Source organism: Streptomyces sp. NPDC004752 (assembly GCF_053601275.1).
The window spans coordinates 24,344-46,910 of the sequence record NZ_JBSGBN010000033.1; the positions used below are offsets into that span (position 1 = coordinate 24,344).

Below are 22,567 nucleotides of genomic sequence, written 5' to 3' on the forward strand. Positions count from 1 at the left end.
TCCCCACATTTGGCAGAAGTGCGGAATTATCCTCCTTAATTCGGGCTAGGGGGAGGTATAGTCCCTCGCGTGACAGAAAAGAACCGCGCGAAGCCGAACAGCTCTCCCCGCCTCCGCACGGGCCAGGTCGCCGCTCGGATCCAGGCAGGCCGGGCAGGGCTGGTACCCAGCGTGCTGAAGGTGGTCGACCTGATCGTCCAGGACCCCAAGCGGGTGCTGACCTCCTCGGTGTCCGAGGTGGCCGACCGGGCCGGGACCGCGGAGTCCACGGTGATCCGGGCCTGCCAAAAGTTGGGATTCAAGGGATTCCACGACCTGAAGCTTGCCCTGGCCAGCGATCTCGCCACCCAGGAACGAGAGCAGGACGATCTCGAGCACGCCGAGGACATCAGCCCACGAACGCCGCGGCGCGACGTTCCTCGTGTAGTGCTGCGTAACAGTGCTCTGATCATGCAGGACATCGCCCGCACACTGGATCTGGACGCGTACGAGGGAGCAGTCGAGACGCTCGCCGGCGCCCGGCGGATCCTGGTGGTGGGCAACGGCACGTCGTCGGCGCCCGCGAAGGATGTCGCCTACAGGCTCACGACGCTGGGGCTTGTGGTGCAGGCACCGTCCGACACGTTCGGCCAACACCTCATCGCCCGTGCGTTGGAAGAGCGGGACGCGGTGCTGGCGATCAGTCACACCGGCGCCACCAAGGAGACCCTGATTTCGGTCGAGGCGGCACACAGCCGCGGAGCCCGGGTGGTGGCCGTGACCAGCCACCTCCGCTCACCCCTGGCCACATACGCGCATCACCTCCTGGTCGCCGGCGCCCCGGACCTCGGGTTCCGTCTGGAATCGATGACGACCCGGCTCGCGCGCCTGGCCGTGCTGGACACGTTGTTCGTCGGCATCACCCTCAGCCGCCCCAAGCGTTCCCGTGAGTTCCTCGACACCATGGCCGACGTCACGGCCGAGCACACGCTTTGAGGTTTCCGAGTCCGATACCTGTCCCCCCTGCACCCTCGGCGCACTCGATATGAACGGCACCGCCATCGCCGACAATGGCGCATTCGAGACCGCACGCCACGTCGGCCCAGCAACGACCGGTCGTCGACGCCGACCTGATCGGCACCGAAAGGATCGTGCACTTCCAATGCGGTCAGCAGACCGTGCGGATGCGGCTGCGCGCTGACGAACCCGTGCCCGCGCAGATCACCGCGCACGCGCCCGCGGACCGCGTTCACCGGTTCGACTCCGAGGGCAACCGGATCGAAGGGCGGTCGTGAACGGACTTGCCTTCCTCGCGGGAGCCGAGCTCTGGGCTGGTGACCGACTCCCGCACTGCTTCCCCGGTCATGGCCCCGCGGCTGCGCCCCCTTGGCGGCACCCTGTTCGACCACGGGCTCTACGCGGCTTGAGCCGACGCGGGCCGGGATGGCGAAGTCGGCGGCACCGTCACGTGTGCCGGTGTGTCCGGTCGACCTGGCAACACCAGCCCCCGCGCCTATCTGCCAGGCCCCCGTGAGAAGGCCGGGCGTGGCGCGTGTCAGATGTGGCCACCGCACCATCCGGAGGTTTCAACTCGTTCCGGGTGTTCTGCGGTGGCCACCAGTGACGCTGAAGGCAAGCTCAGAGGCTGCCCAGTTGGTTACAGCCCGACCGGGTTGAGGTAAGTGGCCGGGTGGGTGGCGCCGTCCTGCTTGAGGATCTGGCCGCCGAACGGCCACTTCAGGGTGAAGTGCTCCGTCTCGTTCGGCGGGGTGACCAGGAACTTCGCCGGAACGAACTTCTCCTTCTGCGGCGTGGACCCGGCCACCGGGAGCAGGGTGACACTGAAGTCCACCGTGTCCCCCTGATTCAGGGTCAACTTTTCGGGTTTCTTGGAGGAGCGCGCCAGCGACCAGGTGCCGTCGGTCTGCTGAGCGCCGATCATGTCGACACCGGCGAAGCCGGACAGGGTGCAGGTGCGCTTGCTCTGGTTGGTGAACCAGATGTACGCCTGGGTCTGCTTCTTGGTCTGCTCCATCTCCGGCTTCGCGTCATCCCCCGTGGCGAAGCCGGCCTTCAGGTCGGCGGTGTGGCAGCGGGTCGGCTCGGCCCTGGTGGACGCGGCCGAGGCCGGGATGGTGGTGGCGGCAGTGCCGGCGACGACGACGGCCGCAACGGCCACGGCGGTCAGCTTGCTCTTCATGAAGTTCCGGGTTCCCCTCACATACGAATCGGCGTGCGTAGTCAGTGCGCGCCTACGCACCTGAAGATGCGCAATGTCCGGGGGAGGTTCGGTGTGCCGGAGAAACTTTTTCCGACAGCCAGGCTCCCCACTGCTGTGCAGCGCCCGTTCGGACCAGCTTCCCGTCAGCGGACCTGGCCTGGGCAGTGCACATGCCTTGACCGTAGGTCCACGACCCCACGACCACGCCCGGTCCCTCTTCTGACCACTCATTCGAGCGAGGGCACTCGCACAGCGCGGTGCGGCCCGCTACGGCGCCACTCCCCCGGCGCACTCGTGGTCAGGGGCTCCGAGGTCTGACGCGCACTCAACTACGTTCAAGTGTGGTCGGGGATCTCGGCGATGTGGGTCGCGCCGTTCTCCGGGCTCTCAGCGTTCGCGAGGGGGCTGGCCGCGTAGGTGATGCGGACGACACCGTCGGCGTGCCGTTCGGTGCTCGCCCGGACGCCGAAGACATCGGCGAGGAGCTCCGGAGTGAGCACCTCCAGCACCGGTCCCGCCGCCGCCACGACTCCCCCACGCAGCACGACCAGTTGGTCGCAGAGGCGGGCGGCGAGATCGAGGTCGTGCAGGACAGCGAGCGTGGTGACGCCGGTGGCCCGGATCAGGTCCAGGAGTTCGAACCGGGCCCGGATGTCGAGATGGTTGGTGAGTTCGTCCAGCACGAGGAGCCTGGGAGTCTGGGCCAGCGCCCGTGCCAGCAGGACGCGTTGGCGTTCACCGCCGGACAAGGAGGCGTAGTCGCGGTCCGCGAAGGGCCGTAACCCGCAGCGGGCGATGGCGTCGGACACGGCGTCGTGGTCCTCGGGTCCGTCACGGCCGAGCAGACCGTGGTGGGGGGCACGGCCGAGGGCCACGATCTCGGTGACCGTCAGGCCGGTGGTACTGCCCCCGGCGTCCTGGAGAACGGCAGCCGTACGGCGGGCCGCGGCCCGGGGGGACAGCTCCCAGACGTCGTCCTCGCCCACTCTGACCGCCCCGTCCGCCGGGCGGAGTGAGCGGTAGACGGCACGTAGCAGCGTGGACTTGCCGCTGCCGTTGGGGCCGACGAGGCCGACGATGTCCCCCGCGCGGGCCTCAAGGCTCACCTCACGCAGGATCGGGTTGCGGTCCAGGGTGATCCGGAGCCGGTCGACGATGAGTTTCATGCTTCAGTCCAGGCCCTTGTTGCGGCGCAGCAGCCACAGGAAGAACGGGGCGCCGAGGAGGGCGGTCAGAATGCCCAGGGGCAGTTCGTTGGGGCGGTTGAGGGTGCGGGAGAGCAGGTCGACGAGGACCAGGTAGACGGCGCCCAGCAGAGCTGTGAGGGGCAGCAGCCGTCGGTGGTCGGCGCCGATGGTCAGTCGCACCAGATGCGGGATCATCAGGCCGACGAAGCCGATGCTGCCGGCGACCGCGATGACCGTCCCGGTCAGCAGGGCGCTGAGGACCAGCAGGACGGCACGCAGCCGGTTGACGTCGACGCCGAGCGCGGTGGCCGACTCGTCACCGGCCAGCAGCACGTTGAGCCGACGGCCGAACAGGGACAGCAGTGCGGTCGTGACGAGCACCACGACGGTGACCGTGGGCAGTTGGTCCCACTGGGCGCCCGCGACGCTGCCCAGCATCCAGAACATCACCGTCCGCAACTCGGTGGGGGTCGCCTGGAGTTGGACGAAGCTGGTGGCGGAGAGGAAGACGTAGCCGATGGCGACGCCCGCCAGCACCAGCCGGGTCGGGGCCAGTCGTCCCCGGCGCTGTCCGAGCGCGAAGACGAGGGCGCCGGCGGCCACCGCCCCAAGGAAGGCCGCCGCCGACACGCCGAGCCCGGCGAGCGCCACGCCACTGCCCAGGGTGATGACGAGGACCGCGCCAAGGGTGGCGCCGTAGGAGAAGCCCAGCACGATGGGGTCGGCCAGCGGGTTGGACACCACCGTCTGGAGCACCGCGCCGGTCACGGCCAGGCCAGCGCCGACCAGGGCCGCCAGGACCACCCGCGGAGTGCGGAAGTTCCAGACGATCTGGTCGAGCGCGGGGTCGGACGGCGCAGCCCCCGCGCCGGTGACGTGGTGGAGGACGATGCCCCACACATCGCCGAGCGGGATGTTGACGGCGCCGACGCTGATCGCCACGATCATGGTGGCGGCCAGCGCGACGGGCAGGACCGTGAACGCCAGCGGGACCTTGATCCGGGTCAGAAGGCGTCCGGGTGCAGCATCTTCGCGATCTTCTCCACGGCCAGGTCGTTGCTGGGGCCCAGGTACATCGAGTCGGACAGCGTCACATACGCGTTGTTCTTGGCGGCCGGCCACTGGGGGAACTCCTTGAGCAGCTTCTTGGCGTAGGCAGCCGGGTTCGGGTCGTTGTAGGCGATGACGACGAGCGCGTCGACGTCGGTGGCGGCCACCTTCTCCTTGCTCAGGTCGGCGAAGGAGGTTGTGGAGGCGTTCTCGAAGGCGTTGGAGCCGCCGGCCTTGGCGAGGATGTCGTTGTAGATGCCCTTGGCGGCGACCGAGCTGAAGTCGTTGCCGCCCATGGACATGTTGGAGAAGAGCACCATGACCTTCGGCGTCCTCTCCCCCTTCGCCTTGTCCGACACCTTGTCCGAGACGGCCGCGATGTTCTTCTCGGAGGCGGCGATCAGCTTCTCGGCCTTGTCGCTCACACCGAAGACCTTCCCCATGTCACGCAGCAACCGGTGGCTGTCGGCGATGGTCATCTTCGATGTGTCCTGGTCGCAACCCTGCGGGGAGACGTAGGTGTTGGCGCCGACCTCCTTGAGCTGGGCACGGGTGGCAAAGCCGTTCTTCTCGTCGAAGCCGTACGACGTGGTGGACAGCACCAGGTCCGGGCGCAGGCCGAGCATGGCCTCCCGGGGGATGTCGTAGGCGTCGTTGAGTTTCACGTCGCCGGTGGGGAGTTTCTTGATGGCCTCCGCCCGGTCCGCCACCTCGGACCTGCCGTAGCTCTGCTGGTTGGCGACGATCTTGTCTCCGAGGCCGAGGGCCAGCAGGGTGGAGACCTCGGCCACCGAGGCGCCGCTCATCACGACGGCCCGGCTGGGGGCCTTCTTGAAGGTCTCCTGCTGGCCGCAGTTGTCCAGCGTGACCGGGTAGCCGGTCTTCGCGGCCGCGGCCTCGGCCTCGTTCGACTCGGCGCTCGCCTTGTCGTCGGACGAGGAGCCACATGCTGCCGTGAGCAGACAGAGGGCGGCGGCCAGGGCGGCAGCGACCGGCCGGTTCATCGACATACGGGCTCCTTGCGTGCGGGATGTGCTCATGAACTGAAGGGTTCCGCTGCAGTAGTCGGGGTGTGGTGGCCGTGAGTTCCCGGCAGTTGCGGACTATTTCGCGGGCGTCCCGGATCGGAGCGTGTGCCGCTGGGCGGGGCGGGCAGCATACCCGCGGTCACACAGTGGTCCAGGTGGCGGAAGAACAGGTCCCGGTCGACGGGCGGGCAGGTGATGCCGCTGCCTGCCAGGCCGGCGCGGACCCGGTCGGTGTGGACGTGGCCGAGGCGCAGGTCGGTCGGGGCGGCCTGTTCGGCGGCGTCGAGGAAGGCGAGCGTCGTGGCGGCCACGTCGGCCGAGCCGGGCAGCAGTTCCCGCCAGCGCGTGAGCGACAGGGTCCGTATCGGATAGCCGTACTCCCGCACCCAGCCGTAGACATCCGCGAGCCGTACCCGGGGCAGGGTGGCGTGGTTGAAGACCGGACCGGCGGACTTCGCGCCCGGGTCCGGGCCCAGGCTCAGGTGGACGAGGGAACGTGCCACGAAGTCCACCGGTGTCCAGATCTCGTCCTCGAAGAGCTCCGGGACGATCCCCTCCGGTATCCCTGCGCGCAGGACGTTCCACAGGAAGTCCCGCTCGTTGACGTAGCCCGTGTCGGCGGGCCCGACCACCCGGCCCAGCCGGTGGACGGTGACGGGCAGACCGCGTTCGGCCGCCTGTTCCAGCAGCCTTTCGGAGGCCCACTTGGACTGCTGGTAGCCGTGGCGCAGTTGCTCGTGGGCCGGCAGGAACGTCTCCGGCACCTCGGGGCTGCGGCTCACCGGCGGTGCCACGGACAGGGTGGAGACATAGTGCAGGGGTGTCGTGTTGACGGCCGCGAGCCGCAACAGTTGCCGGGTGGACTCGGTGTTGGCGGCGCGCAGGGTGACGTAGTCGCGCATGATGCTGACGGTCGCGGCGTTGTGGAGGATCGCGTCGCAGCTCGCGGCAAGGTCGGACAGGGTTTCCCGGGGCAGGCCGAGGCCGGGTCGGGCCAGGTCTGCGGGCAGGACGGTCAGACGGGCCGACGCCTGTGCGTCGAGCGTGATGCCGTGGTGCGTGAGCGCCGCGTGGACGCGGGTGGTGGCTTCGGGCACGCTCCGTGCCCGTACGGTGCAGACGATCTCGGCCTCCGTGTCGGCCAGGAGTCGCGCCAGCAGATGCGCGCCCACGAAGCCGGTGGCGCCGGTGAGCAGAACGCGCCGGGGGGCGGCCTGGGGAGCGCGGCCGATGGCGGGCCGGATTCCCGGATCCAGCTCACTGTCGGTCAGGAGGGTCTGCGGGAGTGCGGCCGGTGCGGGGCTCGGCCGCTCCGCGTCGGCGAGGAACCGGGCCAGGGCGGTGGCGGTGGGGTACTGGAAGAGCCAGGCCACCTTCACATCCCGGCCGAGTTCCACACCGAGCCGGTTGGCCGCCTGGATGGCCTGGAGGGACTGGGCCCCCAGGTCGAACACGTCGTCGTCCACCGTGACGGCACCGGTGCCGAGGATCTGCCGCCAGATGCCGGTGACGGCCTGTTCCAGGGGACTTCCGGCGGTGGGCGCCCGGTGTGGGGACGGCTCGGCGAGCGCGACCCGGTCGATCTTGCCGGAGCTGGTGCGCGGCAGCCGGTCGACGAGTTCGACGGCGGAGGGGACCATCGCGGCGGGCAGCCTGGCCCGCAGGTGCTCCCTGACCTCGGCGGCGGACGGCGCCGGGGCCGCTGCCACCAGATGGGCGACCAGACGCCTGGTGCCGTCCGGCAGGATCTGCCCGCTGACTGCCGCCTCCCGGACCCGGGGATGGGTGAGCAGGGCGCTCTCGACCTCGGCAGGCTGCACCCGATGCCCGCTGATCTTGAACTCGGTGTCGGCCCGGCCGAGGTGGCGCAATTGTCCGTCCTCGCCGACCCGGACCAGGTCCCCGGTGCGGTAGGCGCGGGGGGCTTGGGGAAGGGCGGTGAGCGGGGCGAAGCGCGAGCCGTCGGGCACATCTCCCCGGTAGCCGTCGGCGAGGGTGTCGCCCAGCAGGTACAGCTCGCCGTCGACGACGGCGGCGCGGATGCCGGGCAGGGGCAGGCCGATGGGGACGTCGCCCGCGGTGAGGCCGGGGTCGTGCAGGTCGGCGACGGTGGCGACGACGGTCGCCTCGGTCGGCCCGTAGGTGTTCAGCAGTGCGACGGAGGTGTCGACGGTCTTGCGCCAGCGCTCGACGCGTTCGGGCAGGGCCGCCTCGCCGCCGATGACGACGGTCCGTACACCCTCGGGCAGGGCCGCGGCGCCGGTCGAGACCGCGTAGGCGACCTCGTGCCAGTACGCGGTGGGCAGGTCGAGGACGCTCACCCGCAGCCGTGCGCAGTCGGCGAGGAAGCGCGGCACCGACTCCGTCATGTCGTCGGTCCGGATCACCAGGGTGGCACCGGCGCACAGGGTGAGGAAGATCTCCTCCACGCTGGTGTCGAAGTGCAGCGGGGCGAACTGCAGGACGCGGTCCTCGCGACGCAGCCCGTAGCGGTGCGTGGCCGCGGCGACGAAGTGGGCCAGCGCGCCATGTGCGATCGCCACACCCTTGGGCCGGCCGGTGGAACCCGAGGTGTGCAGCACATATGCGAGGTCCGTGAGCCTCGGTGCCGGTGGCGTACGCGTGGTGACGGGGCCGAAGTCCTGGCGGTCCAGCGGTAGTACGGCGTAGTCGGGGAAGTCGGCGGCGCGGTCCCTGGTGGTCAGGACGAGCACCGGAGCGGTGTCGGTCAGCAGCCGGGCGGTGCGGTCGGCGGGGGCGTGCGGGTCGAGGGGGCAGTAGGCGGCGCCCGACAGCAGGACACCCACCAGGGCGGCGACGGTGTCGGTGCCCCGGGGTAGGGCGACGGCCACCAGGTCGCCCCTGCCGACGCCGCGGCCCGTGAGTCTGCGGGCGATGTCGCGTGCGGTGTCGAAGAGTTGCGCGTAGGTCAGGGTCGCTCCGGCGTGCTCGACAGCGAGGGCCCCGCCCCGGCGGGCGGCGTGGTCGGCGATCAGGCTCAGTACCGGGCGGGCGGGCGCGGGCAGCGGGCCGCCGTCCAGGACGGGAACGGCCTGGCGCGTCCGCGGGCCGCCGAGCGGCCGGTCCGGGGCGGTGAGCGGCCGGTCCGGGGCGGCGAGCGGCCGGTCCGGGGCGGCGAGCGGCCGGTCCGGGGCGGTGAGGGCCTGCTCCAGCAGGGCGAGCAGGCCCTCCTGGAAACCGGACGTTTCGGTCTCCGTGTACAGGTCGGGGTTGGCGTCGACGGCGATGCGCAGACCGGTGCCGTCGCCGCGGTCGTAGACGTTGACCGCCAGGTCGTCGACGGGGCCGGCGGACACATTGTGGGCGGTGCTCGGATGCCCGGCGAACCGCAGGCCGTACGCGAACGGCATGATGTTCACGCCGGGCCCGGACAGTCGGCGCCGCCCGCCCACCAGCTTCAGGTCGCGGCGCAGTTGCTCGTAGCGGTAGCGCTGGTGCGGCAGTCCGGCGCGCAGTCCGCGCGAGACCCTGGCGACGAGGACGCGGAGGCTGTCGCCGGGGGCGACGGGTACCCGCAGGGGCAGGATGTTGCGCACCATGGCGGGCACCCGCAGGGAGACCGAGCCGAGGCGGGCCATCGCCGGCAGGCTCAGGACGATCTCCGGTGCCCGGGTGACCCGGTGCAGATGAGCGACGGTCACCGCGATCAGCACTTCCGACCAGGTCACCGACAGTTCGCGGGCGACGGTGCGCAGGGTGTCGGCTCCGGCCGGGTCGAGGTCGGTGACCTGACGGTGGAAGGTGCGGGCGGGCAGGGCGGACCGGCCCGCCGGGGTGGCCACCGGCGGCCGGTCGGCATAGCGGTCGGTCCAGTAGGCGCGGTCCTCGGCGTGGCGGGCGGATTCGCGGTAGGCCCGTTCCTCGGCGCGGACGGACTCCAGGGTGCCGAAGCCGCTCTCCGGTACGGGTTGACCGGCCAGGAGGGCGGTGTAGACCTGGGCGACGCGCCGGGCCACGAGGGACAGGCCGAAGCCGTCGAGGGCGATGTGGTGGACGCGGTGGTACCAGAGGTATTCCTCCGGTGCGGTCCGCAGCAGGGCGTGGCCGAAGACCGGGGCGCGGGTGAGGTCGACGGGACGGGCCAGGTCCTGGTCCATCCAGGCCAGTGCGGCGGCGTGCGGATCGGGTTCGGCGGTCAGGTCGGCGAGGTGGGTGTGCCAGTCGACGGCCGGGGTGTGCATCTGCCAGGGGCGGCCGGTGTCGTCGGTGTCGAAGGTGACGTTCAGGGCTTCGGTCTCGGCGACGACGTGGTGCAGGGCCCGGTCGAAGGCGGCCGGGTCCACCGGACCGGCGATGCGCAGGTACTCGGCAGTGTTGTACGCCGGGCTGTCCGTGTCGAGCTGCTGGCCGGCCCAGATGCCCTCCTGGGCGGCGAGCAGCGGACGGCGCTCAGGCGTCGGCATGGTCGGCACCTCGCCGGCGTTCGGTGAGCAGCTGCCACCACTGGGCGAAGGAGGTGCGCTCGGCAAGTTCGACGAAGGTCACCTCGGCACCCGCCTCTTGCCAGCGCTCCAGCAGGGTGACGATGCGCAGCGAGTCCAGCCCCGCGTCCAGCGGGCTGTCCTCCAGGTCGACTTCGCCGGGCTCCAGGAACAGGCACTCCGCCAGGTCCGCGCGGAAACCGTCCAGGGTGAGGGGTTCAGGCATGGGACTCTCTCTCAGTGGCTCGTCCGGTGGTGTGCCGGTGCCGTCGGCGCGCCCGCGCCGGGGCGGGAACGGCACGGGCAGGCACGGCACGGGCGGGAACGGCACGGGCGGACCGGTCAGTTGACCTTGCGCGCGGAGTCGCTCCAGAAGCGGTCGCGCAGCTCGCGGCGGAGGATCTTGCCGCTGGGGTTGCGCGGGACGTGGTCCGTGAACTCGTAGCTCGCGGGCAGTTTGAACGCGGCCAGTCGCGGGACGAGGAAGGTGTGCAGGTCCCGGGGGCTGGGCCGGTGGCCCGCCGCCGGTACGACGAAGGCGTGCACCTTCTCGCCCCAGCGTTCGTCGGGTATCCCGACCACGACCGCCTCGCCCACCGCGGGATGGTGTTCCAGGACGTTCTCGATCTCGGCGGGGTAGACGTTCTCGCCGGCGACGAGGATGGCGTCCTTGATGCGGTCGCGGATGAAGACGTAGCCGTCCTCGTCGCGGTAGCCGGCGTCACCGGTGTGGATCCAGTCGTCGACGAGCGTCTGCGCCGTCTTGTCGGGCAGCCCCCAGTACTCGACCATCCGGGCGGGGGTGTGCAGGCAGATCTCGCCCACCGCGCCCGGTGGCAGTGCACGGCCCTGGTCGTCGATCACCTTGGCCCGCACCCCCGGGTAGGGGTGCCCGGCGGCCTGCATGAGGGGGCCGCCGGGGACGTGGGCGGCCGGGGGCAGACAGACGGCGGTGTTGCCGGTCTCGGTGAGTCCGTAGATCTGCGCGAACTCGCAGTCCAGGACGGCGAGACTCTCCTCCAGCAGCGCCTGGGAGATCGGGGAGCCGCCGTACACCGTCTTGCGCAGGGTGGTGAAGTCCTTCGCGCTCACTCCGGGTTCGGTGAGCATCAGGCGCAGCATGGCCGGGACCACGCAGGCGGTGGTGATGCCGAGGTCGCGGATGAGGTCCACGGCCTGCCGGGCGGCGAAGGCGCGCATCGCCACCACCGTGGTGCCGGCATTGAAGTTCTGGGTGGCCCACCACAGGCCGCCGACGTGGAATCCGGGGATGCCGATCAGCGCGATGTCGCCCGCCCGCCAGTCGATCCAGTCCAGTCCTTCGCCGGCGAGGGCGTCGCGGATCGCGAAGAAGCTGCGGTGGGCGAGCACGACCCCCTTGGGCAGGCCGGTGGTTCCGCTGGTGTAGAGCTGGGCGACCGGGGTGTCGGGGGTGGCCTCGAACTCCGTGTCGCTCTCGGGGTGTTCCGCACGCCATGTCTCGATCGAGGTCACGGGGACGATGATCTCGGGGGGTCCGGGGGGTCCGAGGGGTCCGGGGGGTCCGGTGGGCTCGGTGGGCATGGCCTCGACGTTCGGGGCGAACTCGTCCTCCAGGAACAGCAGCCGGGTGCCGGAGTCCCGCAGGATGTGGCTCACCTCGGGCGCGGTGAGCCGCCAGTTGACCGGGACCAGCACCGTGCCGGTCTTGGCGCAGGCGAAGAGGGCCTCGTAGTAGTGCTCGGACTCCTTGCCCAGGTAGGCCACCCGGTCGCCCTCGGTGAGTCCGGCGGCCCGCAGGGCGTGGGCGAGGCGGTTGCTGCCGCGGTGCAGGTCCGCGTAGGTCAGGGTGCGACCCTCGCAGATCACCGCGGGGGTTTCGGGCTGACGGCCGGCGTGGAAGCGGGTGGTGTGGACGAGGGTGTTCACTTCGGGGTGGTGGAGCCTTGTGCCCTTGTGCTGCGGCGCCGTCGAGTTCTCCATGAGCGGTCTCCCTTCGTGGGTCAGGGGACGTTGACGAACGCGAGGGTCGCCTCGCCGTCGCACCGGCCGCCGTGGGCGTCCTGGTAGCGGAACACGGTGTGGGCGTGGAGGAAGGGGCTGCCGCCGCCGGGGGTGCGCCGGGTCACGGAGCGGAACTCCATCTCCCCGGTGAAGGAGCGGGGGTTGACGGGGCGCCGGAAGTTCGCGGCGAAGCGGGCGATGAGGATGTCCGGGAGCTGGTGGCGCCAGAAGTCGTCGAGGGTCCAGTTCCCGAACCCGGTCAGCAGTCCCTCTTTCACGGACTTGGCGACCAGGTAGTACATCATCTGGTTGTAGGCGATGTTGACCTCGACCGAGTTCAGATGGCCGGTGTCGTCGATATAGCAGGACTCCGGGATCGCGAACGCGCCCCGTACGGAGGAGAGCCCGGCGACGGCGGTGACCTCGGCGGACTTCAGGTACTCGCAGTGCTGCTTGTAGGGCACCAGGACCCGGGACAGCAGTTCCTCGTCGGTGGGGTAGGACTGCTGCGGCGGGGCGGCGGCGCGGTCGGCGGCGTGGTCGGCGGCGGGCGCGGTCATGCGGCCCGCATCCCGTCGTACAGCTTGCGCTCGTCGTGGACGGTGACGCGGTAGGAGACGGTGGGCTCCGGGGTGGTGGTGTGCCGGGCCCGGTGGATGAGGCTGCGGTTGTCCCAGACCAGCAGGTCGCCCTTCTCGAAGCTCTGGAGGTGGATGCCATCGTGCTCGAAGGTGTCGTCGAGTTGGCCGGTGGCCTCGAAGAGGCGCCCCAGCAGTTCCTCGTCGAGCGGTTCACCGTCCTGGCTATCGATGCCGACGGTGAAGCCCTCGCTGAGGTAGAGGACCGTTTCGCCGGTCATCGGGTGGGTGAAGGTGGTGGGTCGGACGACCGGCGGGGTCTTCGTCTCGACCTCCTCGATGATCTCGGAGATGGGCCGGTAGACGTCATGCGGGCGGATCTTGAAGTACTTGCGCACGGAGTGCCGGCAGTGTGTTCCGGCGACCTCCTTCTTCAGTTCCTCGGGCAGCCGCTCGTACGCCGCGCCCATGTCGATGAAGTAGGTGCCGCGGTTCTTCTCCGGGATGACCTGCGGGTGGATCAGGGTGATGCCGAAGGGGTCGGGCATGAACTGGTAGTCGGCGTGCCAGAACTTGCCGGTCTTCGGCACACCTATCTGCTTGCCGTCCTCCGGGACGTTGGAAGAGACGAAGATCTCCGGGACGTCCGGGTGCTGGTACATGGGCTCGTAGTAGGTCTCGGGGCGGCCGAGGCGCTTGCCGAGGGCGAGGAACTCCTGCGGGGAGAGGTCCTGTCCCTTCAGGACGGCGATCTTCTTGGTGTAGATGGTCTGCTTGAGGGTCTGGATGTCCGTGTCGGAGGCCCTGGTGTGGTCGAAGTCCTCGACGGTGACGCCGAGCGCGGCGCCGGGCTGGTCCTTGATCTGCATGGCGGGCGGTCCTTTCGCGGGGTCAGACGGTGGTGGTGCGGCGGGAGTCGACGAGATCGGCCATCTCGCCGAGGGTGAGCCGGGGCTGGAGTTCGGCGTCGCCAACGGTGACGCCGAGGTCGCGTTCGATACGGATGCTGATCTCGACCGTGGTCAGGGAGTCGATGTCGAGTTCGCCGAGGGTCGTCTCGGGGCGGGTGAGGTCGGCGGGAACGTCGTGCAGCTTCGCGATGATGTCGACGATCTGCTCGTAGGTGGTCATGATGTGGTCCGTTCCGGTTGCGGATGTGGAGCGAGTTCGGGCCAGGTCATGAGGCAGGAGCCCCAGGTGAGGCCGCCGCCGAAGGCGGTGAGCAGGAGGCGGTCGCCGGTGCGGAACCGCTGCCGGGCCATGGCGTCGGCCAGGGCGAGCGGGATGGAGGCGGCTCCGGTGTTGCCGACGGCGTCGACGTTGACCACGCAGCGCTCCCGGGGCAGACCCAGGTCGTCGGCGACGGAGTGCAGGATGCGCAGGTTGGCCTGGTGGGGCACGAAGTGGTCGACGTCGCCGGTCTTCCAGCCGGCATCGGACAGCGCGGCCCGTGCCGAGGCGGCCATGCGGGTCACCGCGTGCCGGTAGACCTCCTTGCCGCGCATCGCGAAGTGGCGTTCGGCGTGGGTGGGTTCGGCGTGGGTGGAGTCGCCGTGGGTGGAGTCGGCGTGGGTGGAGTCACCGCCGGTGGAACGCTGACGACCGCCGGTGGAACGCTGACGGGAGCCGCCCGCGGCGACCGTGATCAGATCCTCGTGGGCGCCGTCGCTGCCGAGGTCGAAGTGGCCCACCGCGCCGGGCTCGTCGGCGTGCCCCGCGCGCAGGACGGCCGCTCCGGCACCGTCCCCGAAGATGATCGCGTTGGCCCGGTCCAGCGGGTCGACGATAGTGGAGTAGGTGTCCGCGCCGATCACGAGGACCCGGCGGGCGACACCGGAGGCGATCAGCCCGGCGGCGGTGGCGAGGCCGTACACGAACCCGGTGCACACCGCGCCGACGTCAAACGCCGCGGCTCCCGCCAGGCCGAGGCGGGTGGCGACCATGGGCGCGGTGGCGGGGCAGGGGCGGTCCGGGGTGGTCGTGGTGACGATCACCGCGTCGGCCAAGTCGGTGCCGGCGGAGCGCAGGGCGAGCCGGCCGGCCTCGACGGCGAGGTCGGAGGTGGCCTGGCCGGGCGCGGCGATGTGCCGTCGACGGATCCCGGTGCGGGTGCGGATCCAGGCGTCGTCGGTGTCCAGCCGTTCGGCCAGTTCGTCGTTGGTGACCACGCGGGGCGGCACCCATCCGGCCAGTCCGCACAGGACGGCCGCCGACCCCGGCGGGCTCAGGGTGTTTCTGGGCACAGCTGTTCTCCTCGTGGGGTGAGAAGGGGTGAGAGAGGGGTGAGAAGGGGAGCGGGGTGAGGCGCCTACGCGGCGGTCGTCGCGGTTCTGCGCAGGGCCAAAGTGAGCAGCACGCCGCAGCCGAGGCCGGCCGCGATCGCGAAGACGGCGGCCCGGATCCCCGTCAGTGCGGCGTCGTCCGGCGGGCCCTGGCCGACGCCCCCAGACAGGGCGACCAGCAGAGCGAGGCCGACCGCACCACCCACCTGGAGGGTGGTGGAGGCCATGCCGGAGGCGACGCCCTGGTCCTCGGCGGCCACCCCGGAGGCGGCGACGATCCACATGCCGGTCCAGGCGGCGCCCTGCCCGAGCCCGAGCAGCACGATCCCGGGCAGCAGCAGGGCATACGAGCCGTCCGCGGTGAGCGCGAGACCGAGGGCACCGGCTCCCGCCGCGCCCAGCACCATGCCGCCGACCAGCATGCGACGCACCCCGACCCGGGCGACCGCCCGTTCGCCGGCCTGGGTGCCCAGGGCGGTCACGACGGCGGGGACCAGGAACGCCAGTCCGTTCGCGAACGCGCTGTAGCCGCGCACATTCTGGAAGTAGAGGGTCATGAAATAGGGCAGGGAGCTGAAGGTGGCGCTGTAGAGGGCGGTGACCGCCATCGCGGCGATCAGCCCTCGGTGGGCGAACAGCCGGGCCGGCACCAGCGGGTCGCGCGAGCGGGTCTCGACGACCGCGAAGACGGTCAGCAGGGTGACCGCGAGGACGACGCCGAGCAGGGCGGACGGGCTGTCCCAGCCCGCCTCCGGGGCGTGTATCAGCAGGAACACCAGGAGCGTGATCCCACCGGTGGCGGCCAGCCCGCCGGTGACGTCGAACCGCCGGGTGCCGCTGCGCGGACCGTCCACCGGGAAGAGCAGCCGGCCCGCCCACGCCAGGGCCGCCGCCACGGGAACGTTGACGAAGAACACCGACGGCCAGCCGAACGCCTCGACGAGCACCCCGCCCAGCAGCGATCCGAAGCACAGGCCCCCGGCCCCCGCGGCGCCCCACACCGCCAGGGCCCGGTTCCGGGCCGGCCCCTCCTTGTAGATGGTGTTGATCAGGGCGAGGGTGGCCGGGAACAGCAGCGAGCCGCCGATGCCCTGCACCGCGCGGACGGCCACCAGGACCCCCGCCGACCCGGACAGCCCGCCCACCAGCGAGGACCCCGCGTACACGAGCGCCGCGGCGACGAAGGTCCGGCGCCGGCCCAGCAGATCGGCCGTCCGGCCGCCCAGCAGGAGGAAGCCGCCCGTCGTCACGACGTAGGCACTCACCACCCACTGAAGGTCGTGCGGGGAGAAGCCGAGACCGGTGCCTATGTCCGGAAGGGCGACGTAGACGATGTTGTAGTCGAGCGCGATGACCAGCTGGGCCAGCGCCAGAACGAGAAGAGACAGTCGTGCCCGCACCGGTCGACATCCCCCTCACCCATCAGCGGAAAACGGCGAAAATTCAGATCGGAAAATCGAACCGGCCGACCATTTTCAGTCACCATAACACCCGGAAGGGGAATTGAGAACGGTTCGCAGAACAACATTTCCCGAGGGTTTGAATTGCATTTTCGGGCAGCGCTGAAATCCGGCAGTACCGCTCTGCCGGATGTTTTTCGGTGCGAGTTTCAGACGGTCAGCCGTCCCCCATGAGACGCCTGATCTCCGTGATGAGTGCAGTGAGCGCCCGACGTTCCGGAATGCTTGTCTCCGGATGCCAGAGGTCTATGAGCAGACAGGTCCGTGGGCGGTTGCCATCGTTTCGCGCCTCATGCTCGAAGGAATAGTCGAAGAGCAGACAATTCCCCTCCTCCCAGGAACGGGTTTCGCCCGCCACCGTGATACCGCAGCCGTCCGGAATGTCCACGGCGAGATGCAGATTGATGCTGAAATTCCATAGGTCACAATGCGGAGCGATGGCCGCACCCGGCAGCAGGGTGGAGAAATGACATTCCAGGAGAGGACATATCTTGTCCGTCTCGACCGCGAACTCCTTGAGCACCTTGTACGCCGTGGGCACGGTCCCGGCCGATTCCTCGACCAGACCCCCCGCCCGGTACAGATAGAGGGCCTGCCAGTCCTCCTGACGGGTCAGATAGTGCTCGTAGTCCGAGAACGCCTCCCGGCGCCCCGCCCAGGCCGCGGTCAGCTCCGCCTTGATCGCCGGATGAGCGGCTTCGAACGCCTCGACGACCGGGGTCAGTTCGGGATGACCGTGAGGATCGTGCCAGGGGGTCGGGGACAGCCCGGGCAGAATCCACTTGGCTCCCTTCTGGAGCGGGTGCCGCGGTGCCCCTCCCCCGGGTTCCAGCATCTGTTCCACACGCATGATGGAGTCCGTGCCATGCTCGCCTCTGATCGCCGCGAAGGCGTTCTCTATCTCGGGTGTCATGCGGGCCCCTCCTGGCCGCTACCGCCGTGGCCGCTACCGCCGTGGCCGGCTGCCGAGTCGGTGTCGGGTGTGGTGTCTGGCGTCGGGTATCGGTGTAGTAGTCGGGTGAAGAAGCCCGGGAGTTCCCGGGACGTTCCCTCAAATCTTTGGCACACCAAGGAAGTTGGGTCCTTCACTCATCGCCGCAGGTGAACGGCGCGCGTCGGAGTGGTCCGGCGCGACCGGATCGGCCGCGAGCGGCGACAACTGCGGTGCCGGACAACAAAATCGCATGCTGTTGACTCCCACGCTCCAGTAGTCGCCCGCTCGTGCCGTCGGGTTCCCGGCGGCACAGCCCTTTTCTGAGGACCGCGCCGCCGAGACCGCCGACGCCGAGACCGCCGACGCCGGTGCCGCCGACGCCGGTGCCGCCGACGCCGGTGCCGCCGCACAGGACGGCGTCCGGGTCAGGCCGCCAGTGTGCTCGGCTCGTCGGCTTCCTTGAGCAGCCGTTCGAGGGTGACGCGGGCGCGGGCCACCCGGGAGCGGACCGTGCCGATGGGACAGCCGACGAAACCGGCCGCCTCCTCGTACGACAGTCCGGCCACCTGGGTCAGCAAAAACGCCTCCCTGCGTTCGTCGGGCAGGGTGTCCAGCAGGTCGAGCAGGGCCACGCCCTCGTCGAAGCCCGGCAGACCGCACGGCTGACTGCGCTCCACCGTCGCCTGCCAGTCCATGGCATCCGCGATCCGGGGGCGGGCCGCGGCGCGGCGCAGGCTGTCGGCGACCGCGCGACGGGCGATCGACAGCAGCCAGGTACGGGCCGAGGCGCGGCCTTCGTAGCGGTGCAGGCTGCCGAACGCCCGCGCAAAGGTGTCCTGAGTCAGATCGTGAGCGGTCTGCGGATCGCCGCTGAGTCGGGCGACATAGCGCAACACGTCGCCGTGCAGGGCACGGGCGAAGTGCTCGGCCGCGTCGGGGTCTCCACCGCGGGCGGCCAGCGCCCAGGCGGTTGCCGACGCGTCCGCGGAGGCGCGATCCGCCCGGGGAGCGGGCAGGACAGAGATCATCACGTGATGTCCTTCTCGGGTCTTCCGGGGGCCGGGCCCGCACAGGGGCATGGCTCACCGGCACATGGGGTGCGTCCGTAGGCGAGAGGTACGGCGATGCCCGGAGCCCGTCATGGCCCGGCCGCTCGCGGCGGCGCGTGGACGCGCCGAGGCGAGGAGCCCGCCGAGGGACCTGCGTGCGAGAGCACCGCAGGACGAGAGGCGAAGTGGGCCCCGGTGGATCCAGCTGTCTCAGACGACAGCGGTACCCGCGGGCGGGCCCCGGAAGGTGAGGGAACAGCACAGAAGCAGACGCACCGGAGTCGGGCAGGCGGCATCACGACACCTGTGCACGGGCGGGCGACGGAACGGCGTGGGCGGGGCCAGCAGCAGCCGCAGGGGCGCCGCCAGCCAGGCCGCCGCCGCCCGCAGGACGCGGAAAACGGCCCGCTCGCCGTAGGCCAGCCACAGCCCGCACAGGGCCGCGGCAAGGAGATGCGCGGCGAACATCCCGGCCGAGGCGGCACCGCTCATATCGGCCATGCCGTGCATGCCGTGCATGCCCCCGTGCAGGTGGTCGAGGCCGCCCATGCCGTGCACCGCGTGCGCGGTGGACCCCAGGTCCGTCCCGCCCATGGAGCCCATGCCCATCGAGCCCATCGACCCCATGTGCATCGACCCCATGTGCATCGGCCCCATGTGCATCGTGCCCATGTGCATCGGCCCCATGTGCATCGACCCCATGGAGCCCATGTCCATGGCGCTCGTGCCCGTCGGGACACCGGTGGTGTGGGGCAGGGCGGTGGGATCGGATGTCGACGTGGACGCGAGCGTCTGCGCGAGGGAGAAGGTCTCGTGGAGCACGGCCTGCGCGGCGGTCACGACCGCGACGATCAGTGTGCGTCCGCGCTCCCGACCGGCCAGCAGCCAGCCGACCGCACCGGTGCCGGTCGCACCCGCGGCCATGGCCCACCAAGGAACGGAGGTCCCCGACATGGTCGCGTGGCCGAGGGCGGCGAGCAGCACGCAGGCGGCGGCGAACACGCCGGCCCGCACGGTGCGGCACCACCCTCGGACAGTCATAGCCCGCCCATCCTCGCACCCGGCGCCCGATTGTCATCAAGGGGTACGTATGAGCCCCCGCCCCCCGACTCACCGTCAGGGACGTGACACAACTCACAGCAGCCACGGGGGAATTCGGGAACTCAGGACCTCGGAACCGTGGGGAACGACTACGGCAACGGCACCGAACCGGGCCGCACCACAACGGCCAGGACCTGAACCCTGCCGCCGCGCCGGAACTCCAGGGTGAACGGCACGAGATCACCCGAGCGCCACTCCTCCGAGGGCACGGGCACCGTCAGGTCGACCCCGCTCGGCGACATGGCGAGGCTGTCGCCCGCCGCGAGGGAAACGGAGTCGATCGCGGACCGGTAGGCCGCGTTCCCTCGCTGCATACGGTGCCGGGAGAGCGTCACATCGCCGGGGACGTCACGCGCCGTGATCCGGACCAGTGTGTCGGCCGAGCCGCCCTCGTTGGCGATGCGGAAGAACGCCGCCGTCTCCGGGACTCCGGCGGACGGCAGCAGCACCCGCCCGTCCGTGACACGGATGCGCGCCGGGCTGCCCGCCCGGCCCGTGCCGACCCAGGTGGTCAGGCCCGCCAGCGCCACGCTGCACGCGGCGACGGGCACCAGGGCGGCGAGCGCGCCGTCCCGCAGCCGCCGCCGGTCGTAACTCCCCAACAAGGCCACCCGGCCCAGGATCCGCTTCATCGGGCACCTGCCTTGCCGCCCCGCGTACCGTGCCCCCGGCCGCGAGCGGAAGACGGCTGCCAGTTGCGCAGCCGCAGGCTGTTGGCCACCACCAGCACGGAACTCACCGACATCGCCGCGGCGGCGACCATGGGATCGAGCAGGCCGACCATGGCGAGCGGCACGGTGACGACGTTGTAGCCGAACGCCCACGCCAGATTGGCCCGGATCGTGCCCAGTGTGCGCCGGGCCAGCAGGACGGCGTCGACGAGCGCCTCGATGTCTCCGCGTGCCAGGGTCAGGTCGGCCGCGCCGATGGCGACGTCGGTGCCGCTGCCCATGGCGATGCCGAGGTCGGCGGCGGCGAGCGCGGCGGCGTCGTTCACGCCGTCGCCGACCACCGCGACCCGTGCGCCCTGCTGCTTCAGCTCCGCTACGAGGGTGGCCTTGTCCTCGGGGGTGCAGCGGGCGTGCACCTCGTCGATGCCGAGCGCGTCGGCGACGGCCTCGGCGGGCGCCGAGCGGTCGCCGGTGGCGAGCACCGGGCGGACACCGAGCCGGCGCAGCCGGTCCACGGCCCGGTAGCTGCCGGGGCGCACGATGTCTCCGACGTCGATCAGCGCCTTGGCCCGACCGTCGACCCGCACCAGAACCGGAGTGTGCGCGGCTTCCTCCGCCGCGTCCAGTGCTTTGGCCAGGACACCCGGCACCTTGGCGTCCGGCGCGCCCACCTCGAGCGTGAGGCCGTCCACGCGGCCGCTGACCCCGCGGCCCGGCACCGCGACGAAGTCCGTCACGTCCGGCAGCGGTTCGGCTGTCGCCGTGCGGCGCGCATACGCGGTGATCGCCCGCCCGATCGGATGCTCGGAACCCTGCTCCACGGCCCCGGCCAGCCGCACCACCGCGTCCTGCCCGAGCGCGTCCGGTACGACGGTGACATGGGCCACCGTCATATGACCGGTGGTCAGCGTGCCGGTCTTGTCCAGGACAACCGTGTCCACGTGCTGAAGGGCTTCCAGTGTCTGCGGCCCGCTCACCAGCACACCCAGCTGCGCCCCACGCCCGGTGGCGGCCATCAGGGCCGTGGGTGTCGCCAGTCCCAGTGCGCAGGGACAGGCCACGACGAGGACGGCCACGCAGGCGGTGAGCGCCGCCTGCGGATCGGCTCCGGCGCCCAGCCAGAACCCGAGGACGGTCACCGCGACGGCCAGGACGACGGGTACGAACACGCCGGCGACCGCGTCGGCCAGCCGCTGTGCCCGCGCCTTGCCGGCCTGCGCCTCCGTGACGAGGCGGGTGATCCGGGCCAGCTGGGTGTCCGCGCCGACCGCGGTCGCCTGGACGAGAAGCAGCCCGCCGGCATTGACGGCCCCGCCGATCAGGGCCGAGCCGGGACTGACCTCCACGGGTTCGCTCTCGCCGGTGACCAGGGACAGGTCGACGGCGGAGCTGCCTTCCGTCACCCGCCCGTCGGTGGCGACCCGCTCACCGGGGCGCACCACGAAAACCTGCCCCACCCGCAACCGCTCGATGGGGATCGACCGTTCACCGTGCTCGTCCCGTACGGACACCTGCTTCGCCGCCAGTTCGGCCAGCGACCGCAGCGCCTGCCCGGTTCCCCGCCGGGCCCGGCCTTCCAGGAACCGGCCGGTCAGCACGAACAGCGGGACGCTCACGGCGGCTTCGAGATACAGGTGCGCCATGCCCTCCGACGCGGAGGGCAGCAGGCTGAACGACATCCGCATCCCCGGCTCGCCCGCTCCCCCGAGGAAAAGCGCGTACACCGACCAGGAGAACGATGCCACGACCCCCAGGGAAACCAGGGTGTCCATGGTGGCCGTGGAGTGACGCAGCCCCCGCACCGCCCTGACGTGGAAGGGCCAGGCGCTCCACACCGCCACCGGAGCGGTCAGCATGAAGCACAGCCACTGCCAGTTGCGGAACTGCAGGGCCGGCACCATCGACAGCACCAGGACCGGCACGGCCAGCAGCGCGGTGACCACGAGTCGTTCCCGCTCGCGCCGGGCCTCGGTCCCGGCCTCGTCCGCCTCCTCGGTCGCCTCATCGTCTTCGCGCACGGGCAGAGCGGCCTGGTATCCGGCCTGCTCGACCGCGGTGACGAGGTCCTCGGGCGCGACACCGGCCGGATGACTGACCCGCGCGAGCCCCGTGGCCAGGTTGACCGTGGCCGTGACGCCCTCCAGCTTGCCGAGCTTCTTCTCCACCCGCCGGACACAGGCCGCGCAGGTCATCCCGCCCACGGTGATGTCCGTGACCACGATGCTCGTCGTCAGTTCGGCCCCCATCACTCACCGTGCCCGTGGCTCATCCCCGGCATGTCCTGCGTACTCCCGTCCGTTCCGGGTACGTCGTCCCTGCCGCCGCCGCTCCCACCGCTGCCCCCGGTGCCGTGTATGCCGGGCGCCACCGGCCCCGCCGCCGTTCCGACGGCGTAGGACACCGAGAACACCGCCACGAGCAGGAGCAGGAAGCCGCAGAGCGCGGGAGGCGGCAGCAGACTGCGGGAGACCGCACCGGCGGGGCGGGGTGACAGCGGAACATCGGCCATGTTCGACCTTCCTGGTCGCATCGAACCGTCGCACAGGCGAGGGCAGTTGAAGTCGTACCGCTTCAGTAGTCGAGTCGACGGGACGTCGAGTTC

At 70.9% G+C, this 22,567-nt stretch carries 20 protein-coding genes; 2 read left to right on the forward strand and 18 right to left on the reverse strand.

Going from position 1 to position 22,567, the window contains the following annotated elements:
• Positions 1 to 69 precede the first annotated feature (69 nt).
• Both ACWEKM_RS16275 and ACWEKM_RS16280 read left to right on the forward strand, forming a co-directional pair.
• Entirely contained in the window at positions 70 to 975 is a 906-nt protein-coding gene (locus tag ACWEKM_RS16275; protein WP_451621826.1) for a MurR/RpiR family transcriptional regulator, read from the forward strand.
• Positions 976 to 1,049: 74 nt separating this feature from the next.
• Positions 1,050 to 1,274 (forward strand): hypothetical protein, encoded by a 225-nt coding sequence (locus ACWEKM_RS16280; RefSeq protein WP_451621827.1) that lies wholly within the window; start codon positions 1,050 to 1,052, stop codon positions 1,272 to 1,274.
• Positions 1,275 to 1,636: 362 nt separating this feature from the next.
• Here the strand turns inward: ACWEKM_RS16280 and ACWEKM_RS16285 are convergent, their stop codons facing one another.
• The 18 genes from ACWEKM_RS16285 to ACWEKM_RS16370 all read right to left on the reverse strand — a co-directional run bounded on the left by ACWEKM_RS16285 (position 1,637) and on the right by ACWEKM_RS16370 (position 22,474).
• Entirely contained in the window at positions 1,637 to 2,179 is a 543-nt protein-coding gene (locus ACWEKM_RS16285) for a DUF4232 domain-containing protein (protein ID WP_451621828.1), read from the reverse strand.
• A gap of 356 nt (positions 2,180 to 2,535) precedes the next feature.
• A complete protein-coding gene (locus ACWEKM_RS16290; protein ID WP_451621829.1) occupies positions 2,536 to 3,366 on the reverse strand; it encodes an ABC transporter ATP-binding protein in 831 nt (276 codons plus the stop codon).
• A gap of 3 nt (positions 3,367 to 3,369) precedes the next feature.
• Positions 3,370 to 4,335: a FecCD family ABC transporter permease gene (locus ACWEKM_RS16295; protein WP_451621830.1), complete on the reverse strand. Its 966-nt coding sequence runs from the start codon at positions 4,333 to 4,335 to the stop codon at positions 3,370 to 3,372.
• Between the two features lie 56 nt (positions 4,336 to 4,391).
• A complete protein-coding gene (locus ACWEKM_RS16300; RefSeq protein WP_451621831.1) occupies positions 4,392 to 5,447 on the reverse strand; it encodes an ABC transporter substrate-binding protein in 1,056 nt (351 codons plus the stop codon).
• 26 nt (positions 5,448 to 5,473) lie between these two features.
• Positions 5,474 to 9,889, reverse strand: a complete 4,416-nt coding sequence (locus ACWEKM_RS16305; RefSeq protein WP_451621832.1) for an amino acid adenylation domain-containing protein — start codon at positions 9,887 to 9,889, stop codon at positions 5,474 to 5,476.
• Positions 9,876 to 10,133, reverse strand: coding sequence for a phosphopantetheine-binding protein (locus tag ACWEKM_RS16310; protein WP_451621833.1), 258 nt, complete (start codon positions 10,131 to 10,133; stop codon positions 9,876 to 9,878). Before ACWEKM_RS16310 ends, ACWEKM_RS16305 begins: the two co-directional genes overlap by 14 nt.
• 116 nt (positions 10,134 to 10,249) lie before the next feature.
• On the reverse strand, positions 10,250 to 11,869 hold the full coding sequence (locus ACWEKM_RS16315) for a long-chain-fatty-acid--CoA ligase (RefSeq protein WP_451621834.1): 1,620 nt from the start codon (positions 11,867 to 11,869) through the stop codon (positions 10,250 to 10,252).
• A 20-nt stretch (positions 11,870 to 11,889) separates the two neighbouring features.
• Positions 11,890 to 12,450 carry a (2E)-enoyl-ACP glycyltransferase gene (gene scoD / locus ACWEKM_RS16320; RefSeq protein WP_451621835.1) on the reverse strand — a complete coding sequence of 187 codons (561 nt, stop codon included), beginning with the start codon at positions 12,448 to 12,450 and terminating at the stop codon, positions 11,890 to 11,892.
• A complete protein-coding gene (gene scoE / locus ACWEKM_RS16325) occupies positions 12,447 to 13,337 on the reverse strand; it encodes a (3R)-3-[(carboxymethyl)amino]fatty acid oxygenase/decarboxylase (protein ID WP_451621836.1) in 891 nt (296 codons plus the stop codon). Before scoE ends, scoD begins: the two co-directional genes overlap by 4 nt.
• 22 nt (positions 13,338 to 13,359) lie before the next feature.
• Positions 13,360 to 13,599 (reverse strand): acyl carrier protein, encoded by a 240-nt coding sequence (locus ACWEKM_RS16330; RefSeq protein ID WP_451621837.1) that lies wholly within the window; start codon positions 13,597 to 13,599, stop codon positions 13,360 to 13,362.
• On the reverse strand, positions 13,596 to 14,711 hold the full coding sequence (locus ACWEKM_RS16335) for a beta-ketoacyl-ACP synthase III (RefSeq protein ID WP_451621838.1): 1,116 nt from the start codon (positions 14,709 to 14,711) through the stop codon (positions 13,596 to 13,598). The genes ACWEKM_RS16330 and ACWEKM_RS16335 overlap by 4 nt, the downstream gene beginning before the upstream one ends.
• A gap of 65 nt (positions 14,712 to 14,776) precedes the next feature.
• Complete coding sequence (locus ACWEKM_RS16340; RefSeq protein ID WP_451621839.1) at positions 14,777 to 16,150, reverse strand: MFS transporter; 1,374 nt, start codon at positions 16,148 to 16,150, stop codon at positions 14,777 to 14,779.
• Positions 16,151 to 16,367: 217 nt separating this feature from the next.
• Positions 16,368 to 17,123 carry an aspartyl/asparaginyl beta-hydroxylase domain-containing protein gene (locus ACWEKM_RS16345; RefSeq protein WP_451621840.1) on the reverse strand — a complete coding sequence of 252 codons (756 nt, stop codon included), beginning with the start codon at positions 17,121 to 17,123 and terminating at the stop codon, positions 16,368 to 16,370.
• A 446-nt stretch (positions 17,124 to 17,569) separates the two neighbouring features.
• Positions 17,570 to 18,172 carry a sigma-70 family RNA polymerase sigma factor gene (locus ACWEKM_RS16350; protein ID WP_451621869.1) on the reverse strand — a complete coding sequence of 201 codons (603 nt, stop codon included), beginning with the start codon at positions 18,170 to 18,172 and terminating at the stop codon, positions 17,570 to 17,572.
• Positions 18,173 to 18,403: 231 nt separating this feature from the next.
• Positions 18,404 to 19,234, reverse strand: a complete 831-nt coding sequence (locus ACWEKM_RS16355; protein ID WP_451621841.1) for a hypothetical protein — start codon at positions 19,232 to 19,234, stop codon at positions 18,404 to 18,406.
• A 149-nt stretch (positions 19,235 to 19,383) separates the two neighbouring features.
• Positions 19,384 to 19,926 (reverse strand): copper chaperone PCu(A)C, encoded by a 543-nt coding sequence (locus tag ACWEKM_RS16360; RefSeq protein WP_451621842.1) that lies wholly within the window; start codon positions 19,924 to 19,926, stop codon positions 19,384 to 19,386.
• Positions 19,923 to 22,211: a heavy metal translocating P-type ATPase gene (locus ACWEKM_RS16365; RefSeq protein ID WP_451621843.1), complete on the reverse strand. Its 2,289-nt coding sequence runs from the start codon at positions 22,209 to 22,211 to the stop codon at positions 19,923 to 19,925. The genes ACWEKM_RS16360 and ACWEKM_RS16365 overlap by 4 nt, the downstream gene beginning before the upstream one ends.
• A complete protein-coding gene (locus tag ACWEKM_RS16370) occupies positions 22,211 to 22,474 on the reverse strand; it encodes a hypothetical protein (RefSeq protein ID WP_451621844.1) in 264 nt (87 codons plus the stop codon). The genes ACWEKM_RS16365 and ACWEKM_RS16370 overlap by 1 nt, the downstream gene beginning before the upstream one ends.
• Positions 22,475 to 22,567 lie beyond the last annotated feature (93 nt).